Annotated in this window: 12 protein-coding genes; 5 read left to right on the plus strand and 7 right to left on the minus strand. The window is 68.0% G+C overall.

Translation table 11 applies throughout. The features are described from left to right. Window positions 1-13: 13 nt before the first annotated feature. The 4 genes from AB3G45_RS26080 (at window position 14) to trxA (ending at window position 7,916) form a co-directional block, all read left to right on the plus strand. On the plus strand, window positions 14-748 hold the full coding sequence (locus tag AB3G45_RS26080) for a nucleotidyltransferase family protein (protein WP_367833287.1): 735 nt from the start codon (window positions 14-16) through the stop codon (window positions 746-748). Further along, complete coding sequence (gene addB / locus AB3G45_RS26085; RefSeq protein ID WP_367833288.1) at window positions 745-3,927, plus strand: double-strand break repair protein AddB; 3,183 nt, start codon at window positions 745-747, stop codon at window positions 3,925-3,927. The genes AB3G45_RS26080 and addB overlap by 4 nt, the downstream gene beginning before the upstream one ends. Then, window positions 3,920-7,477, plus strand: a complete 3,558-nt coding sequence (addA, locus tag AB3G45_RS26090) for a double-strand break repair helicase AddA (protein ID WP_367833289.1) — start codon at window positions 3,920-3,922, stop codon at window positions 7,475-7,477. Before addB ends, addA begins: the two co-directional genes overlap by 8 nt. Window positions 7,478-7,595: 118 nt before the next feature. Next, complete coding sequence (gene trxA / locus AB3G45_RS26095; protein ID WP_023513835.1) at window positions 7,596-7,916, plus strand: thioredoxin; 321 nt, start codon at window positions 7,596-7,598, stop codon at window positions 7,914-7,916. A gap of 56 nt (window positions 7,917-7,972) precedes the next feature. Here trxA and AB3G45_RS26100 read toward each other — a convergent pair whose 3' ends face one another. Genes AB3G45_RS26100 through AB3G45_RS26120 form a run of 5 tightly spaced genes read right to left on the minus strand, consistent with a single transcriptional unit; the run spans window position 7,973 to window position 13,024 of the window. Beyond that, the gene (locus tag AB3G45_RS26100) at window positions 7,973-9,316 is read right to left on the minus strand and encodes a folylpolyglutamate synthase/dihydrofolate synthase family protein (protein WP_367833290.1); all 1,344 of its coding nucleotides are present in this window, start codon (window positions 9,314-9,316) and stop codon (window positions 7,973-7,975) included. Between the two features lie 21 nt (window positions 9,317-9,337). After that, window positions 9,338-10,240, minus strand: a complete 903-nt coding sequence (accD, locus tag AB3G45_RS26105) for an acetyl-CoA carboxylase, carboxyltransferase subunit beta (RefSeq protein ID WP_367833291.1) — start codon at window positions 10,238-10,240, stop codon at window positions 9,338-9,340. Window positions 10,241-10,282: 42 nt separating this feature from the next. Further along, window positions 10,283-11,122: a tryptophan synthase subunit alpha gene (trpA, locus tag AB3G45_RS26110; RefSeq protein WP_367833292.1), complete on the minus strand. Its 840-nt coding sequence runs from the start codon at window positions 11,120-11,122 to the stop codon at window positions 10,283-10,285. A gap of 1 nt (window position 11,123) precedes the next feature. Then, window positions 11,124-12,344: a tryptophan synthase subunit beta gene (gene trpB, locus AB3G45_RS26115; protein WP_367833293.1), complete on the minus strand. Its 1,221-nt coding sequence runs from the start codon at window positions 12,342-12,344 to the stop codon at window positions 11,124-11,126. Then, window positions 12,341-13,024, minus strand: a complete 684-nt coding sequence (locus AB3G45_RS26120) for a phosphoribosylanthranilate isomerase (RefSeq protein WP_367833294.1) — start codon at window positions 13,022-13,024, stop codon at window positions 12,341-12,343. The genes trpB and AB3G45_RS26120 overlap by 4 nt, the downstream gene beginning before the upstream one ends. 130 nt (window positions 13,025-13,154) lie before the next feature. Here AB3G45_RS26120 and AB3G45_RS26125 point away from each other — a divergent pair, with 130 nt between their 5' ends. Next, window positions 13,155-13,352: a YqaE/Pmp3 family membrane protein gene (locus AB3G45_RS26125; RefSeq protein ID WP_367833295.1), complete on the plus strand. Its 198-nt coding sequence runs from the start codon at window positions 13,155-13,157 to the stop codon at window positions 13,350-13,352. A gap of 105 nt (window positions 13,353-13,457) precedes the next feature. On the opposite strand, the gene AB3G45_RS26130 is transcribed toward AB3G45_RS26125, so the two are convergent. Continuing rightward, on the minus strand, window positions 13,458-14,219 hold the full coding sequence (locus AB3G45_RS26130; RefSeq protein ID WP_367833296.1) for a M48 family metallopeptidase: 762 nt from the start codon (window positions 14,217-14,219) through the stop codon (window positions 13,458-13,460). Window positions 14,220-14,403: 184 nt separating this feature from the next. Then, on the minus strand, window positions 14,404-14,838 hold the full coding sequence (locus AB3G45_RS26135; RefSeq protein WP_367833297.1) for a DUF2852 domain-containing protein: 435 nt from the start codon (window positions 14,836-14,838) through the stop codon (window positions 14,404-14,406).

A 14,838-nucleotide genomic window follows, 5' to 3' on the forward strand; every position in this document is an offset into this window, starting at 1 on the left:
TCGCGAGCAGCCGATGAAGATCGAAGACGCCATGGTGCTGGCCGCCGGCCTCGGCACCCGCCTGCGCCCCATCACCGACACGATGCCGAAGCCGCTGGTGCCGGTCGCCGGCAAGGCGATGATCGACTACGGGCTCGATGCACTGGCGAAGGCCGGCGTCAGGCGCGCCGTCGTCAACGTGCACCATTTCGCCGACCAGATGATCGCCCATCTTGCCGGCCGCGCGGTGCCGGAGATCATCCTCTCCGACGAAACCGAGCGCCTGATGAATTCCGGCGGGGGGCTGGCCAAGGGGCTGAAGCTGCTTGGCCGCGACCCCGTCTTCGTGATGAATGCCGACCTCTTCTGGATCGGCGAGAAGGCCGGCGAGCCGAGCAATCTCGAACGGCTGGCGGCGGCCTTCGACCCGCAGCGCATGGACATGCTGCTGCTCTGCGTGAAGCTGGAGGACACGACCGGCCACAACGGCAAGAAGGATTTCTCCATGGATGCCGACGGGCGGCTGGCGCGCTACCGGGAGGGCGACGGAACGCCCTTCGTCTATGCGGGCGCCATCGCCATGATGCCGGCCCTCTTCGACGACGCGCCCGAGGACGCCTTCAACCTCAACATCTATTTCGACCGGGCGATCGGGACGGGCCGCCTCCATGGCATCGTGATGGACGGCCACTGGATCACCGTCGGCACGCCGGAGGCGATCGGCGCGGCGGAGGCCGTCATCGGCGCGGCGCGCGAGGCGGCGGCGTGACGCGGGCGCGCGGACGCATCTATTCCATCCCGGCGAGCCTGCCTTTCTTGAGGACGACCGCCCAGAGCCTTGTCGACGGCCGGCTCGTGCCCGGCTTCACCTATGATCCCGCCGATCCGCTGGCGCTGGCCGACGTCACGATCTACGTGCCGACCCGTCGCTCCGCCCGCGTGCTGCGCTCGGAATTCGTCGATCTCTTCGGCGGGCGCTCGGCCATCCTGCCGGTCATCCGCGCGCTGGGCGAGACGGACGACGACAGCGGCTTCTTCGACGAGGCGGCGCCCGCACTTCTCGACATGGCCGAGCCGCTGGCCGGCCCGACGCGCCTTCTCGAACTCGCCCGGCTCGTGCTCGCCTGGCGCAACCAACTGCCCGCGGCCGTCACCTCCGTCCATGCGGAAAGCCCGCTCGTCGCGCCGGCAAGCCCAGCGGATGCCGTCTGGCTTGCCCGCAACCTTGCCGAAATCATCGACGCGATGGAGACGGAAGAGCTGGACTGGCTGGCGCTGGACAATCTCGACGTCTCCAACCATGCGCTCTGGTGGCAGCTCACCGCCGAATTCCTGAAAATCGCCAGCGAATTCTGGCCGGCGCGGCTGACGGAGCTCAACCGCTCCTCCCCCTCGCTGCGTCGCAATGCGACGCTGCATGCCGAGACGGAGCGCTATCGCACCATGCCGCCCGGCGGCCCCGTCATCATCGCCGGCTCGACCGGCTCCATTCCCGCGACAGCCGGCCTGATCGCGGCCGTGGCGGACCTGCCGAACGGCGTCGTCATCCTGCCGGGGCTCGATCGTTTCATGTCGGATGCCGAATGGCTGCTTGTCGGCCACCAGGCCGGCGCCGACGGCGCCCCGAAGCCCGATGCGGCCGCCCGCAGCCATCCGCAATACGGCCTCCACCGCCTGCTCGCCCGCATGGGCTGCACGCGCGCGGATGTCGACTTGCTCGGCACGCCGCCCGACGCGCTGGAATATCGCTCGCAAATCCTCTCCAGCGCCTTCCTTCCGACGCATGCGACGGCCGGCTGGGGCGAGGTTCGCGGCATGCTCGATGCGGGCCGTCTGGCCGCGGCCTTCGAGGCCGTGTCGCTCGTCGAGGCGGCCAACGAGCGCGAGGAAGCCGTCGCGATCGCGATTGCGCTGCGACTGGCGCTGGAGGACGGCGAGGACGCCCAGGCGGCGCTGATCACGCCAGACCGCAAGCTCGGCCGGCGCGTGGCGGCGGAGCTTGCCCGCTTCGGCATCGAGGCGGACGATTCGGCCGGCACGCCCTTGCTCTCCACGCCGCAGGGCACGCTCCTGCGCCTCCTCAACGAGGCGGCGCTGCGGCCGGGCGACCCGGTGCCGCTCGTCGCGCTGCTGAAACACCCGCTCGCCCGTTTCGGCCTGCCCGCGGCCGACCTTGCCGTAGCCGTTACCGCGCTGGAGCTGACGGCGCTGCGCGGCGGCACGGCCGAGATCGACATCTCCACGCTCGAACCGCTGCTCGAGGCCGCGCTTGCCCGGCAGGCGCAGGACCGCCACCCGCCGGAATGGCGCACGGCGCTTTCCGAGGACGCGATCCCCCGCGCCCGCGATCTCGCCCGCCGCATCGCAGAAGCCGTCGAGCCGCTCGCCGGCGTGCTCGTGCACAAAGGCCGTACGGGCCGGCGCTTCTCCTCGAAGCTTGCGGTCTCCGACTGGTCGGAACGGACCGGCCAGGCGCTCGAAGCCGCGGCGGTGGACGAACAGGGCAACCTTGCCGCCCTCTGGTCCGGCGAGGCGGGCGACAGCCTGGCGAACCTGCTCAAGAGCGTGATCGAGACGGACGGGCAGATCGAGGCCGACGGACCGCAATGGTGCGACATCATCGAGGCGCTGGCGGCCAGCGAAAGCGTCAAGCCACGTTCCATGCGCCATCCGCGCGTCTTCATATTCGGCGCGCTCGAATCGCGCCTGCAGAACGTCGACACGGTGGTGATCGGCGGGCTCAACGAGGGCACCTGGCCCGGGCAGGCGGCGAACGACGCCTTCCTGTCGCGCGTCATGAAGGTGGAGATCGGCCTTGAGCCGCCGGAACGGCGCATCGGCCAGCTCGGTCACGACCTGCAGATGGCCGCCGCCGCGCCGAAACTGGTGCTGACGCGGGCGCTGCGCAACGGCACCGCGCCGACCGTCGCCTCGCGCTGGTTGCAACGCCTCATCGCCGTCGGCGGCCCGGCCCTTGCCACGGACCTCCGGGCGCGTGGAAAAAACCTCATCGACTGGGCGAGCGCGATCGACCGCAGCCCGCCCGTGCCGAATGCCCGCCGCCCGGCGCCACATCCACCGGCAGAGCTGCAGCCGAGGAAATACTCCTTCAGCGAGGTCGGCCGCCTCCGGCGCGACCCCTATGCGATCTATGCCCGCCATATCCTGCGCCTCGATCCGGTCGCGCCCTTCAATCTCGATCCGGGGCCGGCCGAGCGCGGCTCGCTCTACCATCGCATCGCCGACCGCTTCGTGCGCGAAGAGGCGAGCGGCGAGCCCTTCACCCTGATCGGCCGCATCCTTACGGAAGAATTCGACGCGGTCGCCCTGCCGCCGCATATCGATGCCGTCTGGCGGCCGCGCTTTGCCGCCGTCGCCCGTGCCTTCGTCCACTGGCACCTGGAGCGGGCGGGCGGCGTGCGCGAGAGCCTGACGGAGGTGCCGGCCTCGCTCGACCTTTCGGTGGGCGGCATCCGGCTGACCGGCATTGCCGACCGCATCGACATCCTGCCGGACGGCAGCGCCGACCTTCTCGACTACAAGACCGGCAGCACCCCGTCGATGAGGGTGGCGCGGGCGCTGCTCGACCCGCAGCTTGCGCTGGAGGCGGCGGCGATCCGGCGCGGCGCCTTCCGCGGGACCGGAATTCGCGAGCCGGCAAACCTTCTCTATGTGCGCCTCAAACCCGGCGAACGGTTCAAGGACGAGCAGGTCAACAACGAGCATGCCAAATCGCCGAACGCCACGCCGAAATCCGCGGTCGAGCTTGCCGAGGAAGCGCTGACGGAACTGGAAAAGCTGCTGACGGGCCTCATCGAGGGTCGCTACGGCTTTGCCTCGCGGCTCATTCCGGAGCAGGAACGGGATTATGGCGGGGAATACGACCATCTGGCGCGCGTGGCCGAATGGTCTTCCGCGGAAAGCAGCGGGGAGGACGAGGATGCTTGAGGACGATCGGCCCGCCTCCGCCGAGCCCGCCGCCTGGCTGAGCTGGACCACGCAGAAACAGGCGGCGGCCTCCGATCCCGCGCGCTCGGCCTGGGTTTCGGCCAATGCCGGCTCGGGCAAGACCCATGTGCTGACGCAGCGCGTGATCCGCCTGCTTCTCGCCGGCTGCCGGCCGTCCGCCATCCTCTGCCTCACCTATACCAAGGCCGCAGCCTCCGAAATGTCGAACCGCGTCTTCGAGCGGCTGGCCGAATGGGCGACGCTCTCCGACGAGGCGCTCTCCGGGCGCGTGGCGGCGATCGAGGGCAAAGAGCCGGACCTGTTCAAGCTTGCCGAGGCGCGCCGCCTCTTCGCGCGCGCGCTCGAAACGCCCGGCGGGCTGAAGATCCAGACGATCCACGCCTTCTGCGAGGCGCTGCTGCACCAGTTCCCGCTGGAAGCCAATGTCGCCGGCCACTTCTCCGTGCTCGACGACCGGGCCGCCGCCGTGCTGCTGGCCGATGCCCGCCGCACGCTCCTGACGGCGACGACGAACGAGGACGACACCACGCTCGCCGCCGCCTTCGCCACCGTGCTCGACATTGCCGACGACACCGGGCTGGAACGGCTGATTTCCGATATCGTGGCGAGCCGCGGGCCGATCCACGACTTCCTGGACGGCGCCGCGAAGGCGGGGGGCGCGGAGGCCGTGCTGCGCCGGGAAACCGGGCTCGACCCGCACGAGACGGAAGACGACATCCTCGCCGCCTTCTGGCCGCTCGACGGGTTGCAGGGCGCGGTGCTCGATTCCTATCTCGCGGCGGCAGAAAGCCTTGGCAGCGACACGGTCAAGGCCACCGCTGCGGGCCTGCGCGGCGTGGCCTGGCTGGCCGATGCCGAGGCCAGGCGCGCGGCGCTGCACGATCTCTTCTTCACCGGCACCGGCACGCCGCGCAGCCTCGACCGGTCGTTCCTGTCGAAGAAGGTTCGTGATAGCGCGCCCCATTTCGAAGCCGCGCTCCTGGCCGCCCAGGCGCATGTGATCGCCTGCGACGACCGGCTGCGGCGGCTGCGCATGTACGAGGCGACAAGCGCGGCGCTCGTCATCGCCGAGCGGCTGATCGGCGACTACGAGGACCTGAAGCGGGCGCGCAGCCTGCTCGACTTCGACGATCTGATCGACCGCACCGCGCGGCTGCTCACGCGCGAGAAGGTGAGCGCCTGGGTGCACTACAAGCTCGACCAGGGCATCGACCACATCCTCGTCGACGAGGCGCAGGACACCAGCCCGCGGCAATGGCAGATCGTCAAATCCCTGACGGACGATTTCTTTGCCGGCGAAACGGCGCGGGAGCGGAACCGCACGATCTTCGCCGTCGGCGACGAGAAGCAGTCGATCTACTCCTTCCAGGGCGCCCGGCCGGAGCGGTTCGCCGAGGAGGGTCGCGCGGTTCGTCGCCGCACGCAGGCGGCGGAGGTCGCCTTCAGCCCCATCCGGCTGCTCCTCTCCTTCCGCTCGACGCGCGAGGTGCTCTCGGCCGTCGACCAGGTCTTCCTCGACCCCGCCAATGCGCGCGGGCTGACGCCGGACGGCAGCGAGATCGTGCACGCCTCCAACCGCGGGCGCGAGCCTGGCGCGGTCGATATCTGGGAGGTGATCGCCGCGCCGCCGGGGCTGGACGAAGAGGACTGGACGGCGCCCTTCGACGCGGTGGCCGAGGAGGCGCCGATCAACGTGCTGGCGCGGCGCATCGCCGATACGCTCGCGGGCTGGATCGGCCGGGAGACGGTGACGGAAAAGGGCAAGACGCGGCCGATGGCGGCCGGCGACGTCATCGTGCTGGTGCGCAAGCGCGACGCCTTCGTCAATGCGCTGACGCGCACCCTGAAGCAGCGGCACAACCTGCCCGTCGCCGGCGCCGACCGGCTGGTGCTGACGAAGCACATCGCCGTGCAGGACCTGATGGCGCTCGGCCGCTTCGCCGTGCTGCCGGAGGACGACCTTTCGCTGGCCGCGCTGCTGAAGAGCCCGCTGTTCAACCTCGACGAGGAAGCGCTGTTCGCGCTGGCGGCACGGCGCGGCGAAAGACAGGGGCTCTGGCCGCGGCTCGTCGCGGCGGCGGAAGAGGACGCGGCACTGGCCGGCATCGTGCGGCGGCTGAGGGAGATGGTGCGCGATGCGCAGGGCCAGGCCGTGCACGATTTCTACGCGCGCATCCTCGGCGCCGGCGGCGGGCGGCGGGCCTTCCTCGCCCGGCTCGGGACGGAAGCCGGCGAGATCATCGACGAGTTCCTGACATTCGCGCTGGAGCAGGAGGAGAACGGCCTGCCGGGCCTGCAGGCCTTCGTCTCCACGCTGGAACTCGAGGCCCCCACCGTCAAGCGCGAGCAGGACAAGGCGCGCGGCGAGATCCGCATCATGACGGTGCATGCCGCCAAGGGCCTGGAGGCGCCGGTCGTCTTTCTCGTCGACGGCGGGGCGAAACCCTTCAGCCCCAGCCACATGCCGCATCTGCGCTTCCTTGCGGCACCCGGCCTTGCCGGCGGCCTGCCGGCCTGGCTGCCGTTGAAAGACCTCGGCAACGCGCTGACGGCAGCCGATGCGGAGCGCATCAAGGCCGGCGCGGAAGAGGAATACCGCCGCCTGCTCTACGTGGCGATGACCCGCGCGGCGGACCGCCTCGTCGTCTGCGGCTATCGCGGCCGGCTGGAGAACAAGGACACCTGGCATCTGATGGTCACGGCGGCGCTTTCTGCCGATGGCGCGCGATGCGTGGAAAGGACGTTCTCGACCGCCGGCGAGAGCTGGCCGGGATTTGCCTGGCGCGAGACCGGCGCTGCGACCCTGGAGGCGGTCACCGCGGCCCCTGCCGAGGAGAAAGCGACAGTCACGCTTCCCGAGGCACTGGGCCGGCCCCTGCCGCCGCAGACATCGCTGCCCCGGCCGCTCAGCCCCTCGGGCGCGGCAGCGGTGATCGAGACGGATGCGGCAGACCTCCTGGTGCCCTCGGCGCTGTTCGGCCGCAAGGGCGGCGTTCCCGGTGCCGGGCTTGCGATGGAGCGGGGCCGCATCCTGCACCGCTTCCTCCAGGTCCTGCCCGCCTTCGATGTTGCGGAACGGCCGGCGGCGGCGCGGCGCTATCTCGAACGGGCGGCCGCGCACTGGCCGGAAAGCGCGCGGACCTCGCTGGTCGACGCGGCGCTCGCCGTGATCGGCGAGAGGGACCTCGCCGCGATCTTCTCGCCCGCCGCCCGGGCGGAAGTTTCGATCATGGGCACGCTGACGCTCGGCAGCCGGGACTATGCGGTCTCCGGCCGCATCGACCGCATGGCGATCACCGATTCGGCTGTCGAGATCGTCGACTTCAAGACGAACCGCGTGCCGCCGGCCTCGCTTGCCGGCATTCCCTTCGAGCACCGGGCGCAGCTTGCGATCTACCGCGCGATCCTCGCACCGCTCTATCCGCAGCGGGAAATCCGCTGCGGGCTGATCTACACGGAGGCGGCGAAAACCTACTGGCTGGACGCCGGCCTGATGGAGGCGAGCCTTGCCGAACTCGCCTCGAAGTGAGATACCGGACGGGACGACCGGTCGCCCTTCCGGGCATCGGCAGAGCGGTGCCGGGCCTTGAAACCAGCCCGCGCCTGCATCACATTGAGTACAACGATCACCATCCAAGGAGAGCCTCATGGCTACCGTAAAAGTCGACCAGTCCAACTTCCAGGCTGAAGTTCTCAATTCCGCAGAGCCGGTCATCGTCGATTTCTGGGCCGAATGGTGCGGCCCGTGCAAGATGATCGCGCCCGCGCTCGAGGAAATCTCGACGGAACTCGCCGGCAAGGTGAAGGTCGCCAAGCTGAACATCGACGAGAACCCGGAACTGGCCGCCCAGTACGGCGTGCGCTCCATTCCGACGCTCGCCATGTTCAAGGGCGGCGAAGTCGCCGACATCAAGGTCGGCGCCGCGCCGAAGACGGCCCTTTCGAGCTGGATCTCCAGCGCCGCCTGACCGGCTGCGCGATTTGACCCGATCAAGCCCGGCAGCGATGCCGGGCTTTTTTGTGCTCAGGTGGGGGGCGTGCCGTTGTCGGCGAGGACGTCGCCGACGAGGTAGAGCGAGCCGCCGATCAGGATGCGCGGCGGCACCTCGTCCTCTTCGGTGATGCGGGCGATCTCGACCAGCGCATCGGCGACGGTCGACAGCGGCTGGGCCTCGAGGCCGGCGCGAGCCGCATCGCCGGCAAGCGCCACCGGATCGAGACCGGCATCGGAGCCGCGGATCGGCACGGTGAAGACTCGCTCGGCAAGGCCGCCGAAGGGCTCGAAATAGCCGACCGGCTCCTTCGTGTTGATCATGCCGGTGACAAGGAAGAGCGGGCGCGGCTCGCGCTCCTCCAAATTCGCCATGGTCTCGGCGATGACCTGGCCGGCACCGGGATTGTGCCCGCCATCGATCCAGATTTCGCTGCCGCGCGGGGCAAGCCGCAGGAGCGCGCCGTCCGTCAGCCTTTGCAGGCGGCCCGGCCATTCGACCCGGCCGAGGCCCTGTTCCAGCGCCCGTTCGGAAACGGCGAAACCGGCGGCCTTGACGGCGCGGATCGCCGCGGCGGCATTGGCATATTGGTGGCGGCCGGGCAGGCGCGGCAGCGGCAGGTCGGCAAGGCCGAATTCGTCCTGGTAGACGAGGCGGCCGAATTCTTCATGGGCCATGAAATCCTGGCCGTAGACGGCATGCGGGCAGCCGAGCCGTTCGGCGGTCTCGACCAGCACGTCGCGGGCCGCCTCTTCCGACTGGAAGCCGATGACGACGGGCGCGCCGCGCTTCATGATGCCGGCCTTTTCCGCCGCGATCAGTTCGACGCGGTCGCCGAGATAGGCCTGGTGGTCGAGCGAGATCGGCATGATGACGGAAACGGCCGGGCGCGGGATGACGTTGGTCGCGTCGAAACGGCCGCCGAGACCGACCTCGATGATCGCCACGTCGGCCGGGTGTTCGGAGAAGAGGAGGAAGGTGACGGCGGTCAGGATCTCGAAGACGGTGATCTTCTCGCCGCCATTGGCCTCCGCCACGCGGCGCACCGCATCGGCAAGCACCGTATCGCCGACCAGCGCCCCGCGCCCGCCCTTGACGGCGAGGCGGTAGCGCTCGTGCCAGTTGACGAGATGGGGCGAGGTGTGGACGTGGACGCCGAGGCCCTCGGCCTCCAGGATCGCCCGGCAGAAGGCGGTGACGGAGCCCTTGCCGTTTGTGCCGGCCACATGGATGACTGGCGGCAGTTTCAGGTGCGGATCGCCGAGCGCGGCAAGCAACCGCGTGATGCGGTCCAGCGAAAGATCGAAACCCTTGGGATGGAGACCGAGAAGCTTCTCGATCTCCGCTGCCGCTTCGCTGGCCGTTACCATCGTCATGCCGCCCTCCGCCGGTCCGGCTTACTGGGCCGCGATGGCGAGCGCGTCATTGGTGACGGACGCGGTTGCCGGCTTCTTCGTGAGGATCTTCAGAAGGCGGGCGAGCGTATCGGGAATGTCATGTCGCTTGACGACGAGGTCGACCATGCCGTGCTCCAGGAGGTATTCCGAGGTCTGGAAGCCTTCGGGCAGCTTTTCGCGGATCGTCTGCTCGATGACGCGCTTGCCGGCAAAGCAGATCTCGGCGCCCGGCTCGGCCAGGTGGATGTCGCCGAGCATGGCGTAGGAGGCCGTCACGCCGCCGGTCGTCGGGTTGGTGAGCACGACGATATAGGGCTGGCCGGCCTCTTTCAGCATTTCCACGGCGACCGTGGTGCGCGGCAGCTGCATCAGCGAGAGGATGCCTTCCTGCATGCGCGCGCCGCCGGAGGCGGGGAACATCACGAGCGGGCACTTTTCGGCGATCGCCCGTTCGAAGGCCTTGACGATGGCCTCGCCTGCGGCAATGCCGAGCGAGCCGCCCATGAAATTGAACTCGTGCACGACGGCGACGATCTTGACGCCGCGCATCTTGCCGACGCCGGCGACGATCGTGTCCTCAAGGTCGGTCTTGACGCGGCTGTCCCTCAGGCGGTCGGTGTATTTCTTCGAATCGCGGAACTTCAGCGGGTCCTGCGCCACCTTCGGCTGCTGCAGGGCCTCGTAGACGCCGTCGTCGAAGAGGTCCTTCAGGCGGGCCTTTGCCGGCATCTTCATGTGGTAGCCCGAGGCGGGAATGACCCACTTGTTCTCCTCGAGATCGCGGTGGAAGACCATCTCGCCGGTTTCCGGGCACTTGATCCAGAGATTTTCGGGAACATCCCGGTTGGGGCGGCCGAGCATCGAGTTGATCTTCGGCCGAACGTAATTCGTGATCCAGTTCACGGTCTAGACTCCCGTTATGATGGTAGCTCCCATGTGGGAACTTTACTCCGCCGCCGCAAGGCGCGCGCCGCGCACGCCCGAGGCGAGGCTCATCACCAGCGTCTCGACGCCGGCGACGGTGGCTGCGCTGGCCGTGCCGTCCGCGGTCAGGCTGGAGGCGATCTGGTTGACGATCGCGGTGCCGACGACGACGCCATCCGCCGAGGCGCCGATGGCGCGGGCATGCTCCGCCGTCTTGACGCCGAAACCGACGCAGACCGGCAGCTTCGTATGCGCCTTGATGCGGCCGACCGCGCCGCCGATCAGTGCGGGATCCGGCAGGGCCGAGCCGGTGATGCCGTTCATCGAGACGTAGTAGACGAAGCCGGACGTGTTCTTCAGGACTGCCGGCAGGCGCTTCTCGTCCGTCGTCGGCGTCGCGAGACGGATGAAGTTGATGCCCTTGGCGAGCGCCGGCAGGCAGAGCTCGTCGTCCATTTCCGGCGGCAGGTCGACGACGATGAGGCCGTCGATGCCGACTTCCAGCACCTCGTCGAGGAAACGCTCGACGCCATAGATGTAGATCGGGTTGTAGTAGCCCATCAGGACGATCGGCGTTGCGGCGTCGTCCTTGCGAAAATCGCGGGCCATCTGCAGCGTCTTGGCCAGCGTCTGGCCGCCCTTCAGCGCGCGCTGGCCGGCAAGCTGGATCGCCGGGCCGTCGGCCATCGGGTCGGAGAAGGGCATGCCGAGCTCGATGACGTCGGAGCCTGCCTTCGGCAGCGCCTTCATGATCTCCAGCGAGCTGGCATAGTCCGGATCGCCGCCCATGAAATAGGTGACGAGGGCCGGGCGGCCTTCGGCGGCGAGATCCGCGAAGCGTTTGTCCATGCGTGCGGTCATTTTAGAGCTCCATGCCGAGGATCTTGCCGACGGTGAAGATATCCTTGTCGCCGCGGCCGGAGAGGTTCATCAGGATGATCTGGTCCTTGCCCATCTTGGGCGCCCGCTTGATCACCTCGGCGATGGCATGGCTCGGCTCCAGCGCCGGGATGATGCCTTCGAGCCTGGTGAGAAGCTGGAACGCTTCCAGCGCCTCCTCGTCCATGATCGGCACATATTCGGCGCGGCCGGTCTGGTGCAGCCAGGCATGTTCCGGGCCGATGCCGGGGTAATCGAGGCCGGCGGAGATCGAATGGCCTTCCTTGATCTGGCCGTCGGCATCCTGCAGCAGATAGGTGCGGTTGCCGTGCAGCACGCCGGGCGAGCCGGCGGTCAGCGAGGCGCAGTGCTCGTCGCCCTCAAGACCCTTGCCGCCGGCTTCGACGCCGACGATCCGGACGTTCTTGTCGTCGAGGAAGGGGTGGAAGATGCCGATGGCGTTGGAGCCCCCGCCGACGGCGGCGATCACCATGTCCGGCAGGCGGCCTTCGGCTTCCAAAAGCTGTTCGCGGGCTTCCGTGCCGATCACCGCCTGGAAGTCGCGCACCAGTTCCGGATAGGGATGCGGGCCGGCGGCGGTGCCGATCAGGTAATAGGTGTCCTCGACATTGGTGACCCAGTCGCGCAGCGCCTCGTTCATGGCGTCCTTCAGCGTGCCGTGGCCGGCGGTGACCGGGCGAACCTCGGCACCGAGCAGCTTCATGCGGAAGACGTTCGGCGCCTGGCGCTCGACATCGGTCGCGCCCATGTAGACGACGCAGGGAAAGCCGAAGCGCGCGGCGACGGTGGCCGAGGCCACGCCGTGCTGGCCGGCGCCGGTTTCCGCGATGATGCGCGTCTTGCCCATGCGCTTGGCGAGAAGGATCTGGCCGATGCAGTTGTTGATCTTGTGCGAGCCGGTGTGGTTCAGCTCCTCGCGCTTGAAATAGATCTTCGCGCCGCCGAGATGCTGCGTCAGTCGCTCGGCATAATAGAGCGGACTCGGGCGGCCGATATAATGCGCGCCGAGTTCCTTCAGCTCCGCCTGGAAGGCCGGATCGGTCTTCGCCTTGTTCCACTCGTCCTGGAGGTCGAGGATCAGCGGCATCAGGGTTTCGGCAACGAAACGACCGCCGAAAATGCCGAAACGGCCGTCCTCGTCCGGACCCTCGCGGTACGAATTCAGATTGGGTGACTGGTTCACTGGCCTCTCCCTGCGACGGTCTGGCGTTCGGCTTCCCGCGCCGCTTCAAAAAATGCATCCATCAGGCCGAGATCCTTGACGCCCGGGGCGCTCTCGACCCCGGAACTGACGTCGATGCCCGGCGCGCCGGTCAGCCTCACGGCCTCGGCGATGTTATCCTTGTTCAGTCCACCGGAAAGCATGTAATCGACGCTTGCGTCAAGCAAATGCATCAGCGTCCAGTCGAAGGAGACGCCGTTGCCGCCCGGAAGCTCGGAGCCTACCGGCGGCTTGGCATCGAAGAGGAACCGGTCGGCGATGCCGATATAGGGATCGATCTTCTTCAGATCGTCCGCCTCGCGCACCGAAAAGGCCTTCATGACGGGCAGGCCGTATACGGCCTTGACATTCAGCACGCGCTCCGGGCTTTCGCTGCCGTGCAGCTGAAGGATATCCGGCGAGAGCTGGTCGACGATCTCGTCGAGGTCGTCATTGCCGGCATTCACCGTGACGGCGACGATCTTCACCCGGCCGCGCACCCGATCGGCAAGGCGCCCGGCATCGGACGGCTCGATGTTGCGCGGGCTCTTGGGAAAGAAGATGAAGCCGATATGGCTGGCGCCAAGCGCGACGGCCCTGTCGACGGCCTCTTCCGTCGTCAGCCCGCAGATCTTGATGTCGAGTGGCGTATCGCGTTTCATGGGCGCAGGGAGTCGCATGAATCACCGGAAGAGTCGAGCCGAAAGACGGCACCCGGGCCTTCGGAAGCGCCGCCCTTGCGCCCGCTTCGAACAGGCCCATATGGAGAAAGACTCTAGTCTGGAGAAACTCATGCGGCTTATCATCGCCATCCTTCTGCCCTTCCTCGTGTTCTTCACCATCGGGCGGCCGATCGCCGGCATCATCTGCCTCATCCTGCAGATCACGCTGATCGGCTGGCTGCCGGCGGCCATCTGGGCGGTCTATGCGCTGGGGCAGTACGATACGGACAGGAAGATCCGCGAGGCGCTGGCCGATCGCGGCCGCTGAATCTAGAGCATTTCCGGCAAACTCCGGTTCACCGGCAATGCCCTAGATTCTTGTTTTTACCGCATTATCCGACGCCAAAGCGATCTCGCTTCGGCTGGAAATGCTCTAGCCGAAATCGACGGCGTGCAGCAGGCTGCCATTGCGCTTCAGCCAGCGCTTGGCATCCTCGGTCGCCGGGCAGAGCTGGTCGCACAGCGCCCAGAAGGCCGGGCTGTGGTTCATTTCCCTAAGATGCGCCACCTCGTGGGCGGCGAGATAATCGATGACATGCGGCGGGGCCATGGCGATGCGCCAGGAGAAGCTGAGCGCGCCGTCGGCCGAGCAGGAACCCCAGCGGCTGCGGGTATCGCGCAACGTCAGCGACTTCACGCGCCTGCCGATGCGGCCGGCATGCACGGCGACGAGCCGCTCCAGCTCCAGCCGCGCCTCCTTCTTCAGGAAATCGCAGATACGGCGGGGAATGCTCTCCTCCATGCCGCCGACACGCAGCACCGCCTCATCATCGATGACCAGGGCCTCCGTGAGGCCGCGCAGCCGGCCGGTCGCCTCGATGCGGTGGGAGACGCCGCGGACCATCACATAGCCGCCGTCCATGAGCGCGTTCGTCGTGCGGAACTTGGCGAGCTTCGTCATCAGCCAGCCCTGGTGACGATCGAGGAAATCGCGAATCTCCCGCTCGGCGATGCCGCTCGGCACCGTCATGCGCAACGCCCGCCCGCCCGGCTCGATGCGCAGGGTGAGCCGCGTCGCGCGAAAATCCCGCCTTATGGTCAGCGGCAGGCACCTGCCATTGATGTCCATTTCCCGCCGCTCCGGCGGAGGCGGCGTCTTCAGGGCCTTTCTGGGCTTGCGAAGCGAGGAGAACATGCTGCCTTTCATAGCCGATTCGGCCGAAACTGGAATGCCCCGACGAAAAACCGGCGCTCAAGGCGCCGGTTGTTGCTTATCTCTCTTTCGTCATGGTCGGGCCTGACCCGACCATCCACCGCCGCGGGCGGCGCATGAATCCTCGGGTCAAGCCCGAGGATGACGTGGGAGGATGCTGTGGGCCTCACGTCGCCGGGAAGCCCGGGACGTCGCCCTGCCCCTTGGCGCGGCGTTCGCGCATGAAGCGGTCGAACTCCTCCTGGTCCTTGGCGCGGCGAAGCTCGCGGACATAGGAATCGAATTCCTCGCGCATCTCGTCGAGCTTGCGGCGTTCCTCGTCGAGGCGGGAGAGTTCGGCATCGCGCCAGTCGTCGAAGGCGACATTGCCGGTGGCGTTGCGGAAGGCGGAGCCGCCGCGGCGGCCGAACTTGCCCCGGCAGGAGGCAAACATGCCGTCGACGGTGTCGTTGGCGTCTTTCTTGAAGGATTTCAGGCGGTCGCCGAAGATGATGTAGGCGAGCATGGCGAGGCCGAGCGGCCAGAACACCACGAAGCCGAGCACCATCAGGGCGATGGTCGCAGGCGTCCAGTCCGGACGAATGAGCGCTGACTGGTTCAT

Origin of the sequence: Shinella sp. S4-D37 (assembly GCF_040812195.1) — a bacterium.
Taxonomy (GTDB): Bacteria; Pseudomonadota; Alphaproteobacteria; order Rhizobiales; family Rhizobiaceae; genus Shinella.

Coding starts and splice junctions, on each gene's coding strand:
- AB3G45_RS26100 (WP_367833290.1), bottom strand. CDS start 9,316: ATGACGATGGTAACGGCCAGCGAAGCGGCAGCGGAGATCGAGAAGCTT.
- trpA (WP_367833292.1), bottom strand. CDS start 11,122: ATGACCGCACGCATGGACAAACGCTTCGCGGATCTCGCCGCCGAAGGC.
- AB3G45_RS26125 (WP_367833295.1), top strand. CDS start 13,155: ATGCGGCTTATCATCGCCATCCTTCTGCCCTTCCTCGTGTTCTTCACC.
- trxA (WP_023513835.1), top strand. CDS start 7,596: ATGGCTACCGTAAAAGTCGACCAGTCCAACTTCCAGGCTGAAGTTCTC.
- AB3G45_RS26130 (WP_367833296.1), bottom strand. CDS start 14,219: ATGTTCTCCTCGCTTCGCAAGCCCAGAAAGGCCCTGAAGACGCCGCCT.
- AB3G45_RS26120 (WP_367833294.1), bottom strand. CDS start 13,024: ATGAAACGCGATACGCCACTCGACATCAAGATCTGCGGGCTGACGACG.
- addA (WP_367833289.1), top strand. CDS start 3,920: ATGCTTGAGGACGATCGGCCCGCCTCCGCCGAGCCCGCCGCCTGGCTG.
- AB3G45_RS26080 (WP_367833287.1), top strand. CDS start 14: ATGAAGATCGAAGACGCCATGGTGCTGGCCGCCGGCCTCGGCACCCGC.
- AB3G45_RS26135 (WP_367833297.1), bottom strand. CDS start 14,838: ATGAACCAGTCAGCGCTCATTCGTCCGGACTGGACGCCTGCGACCATC.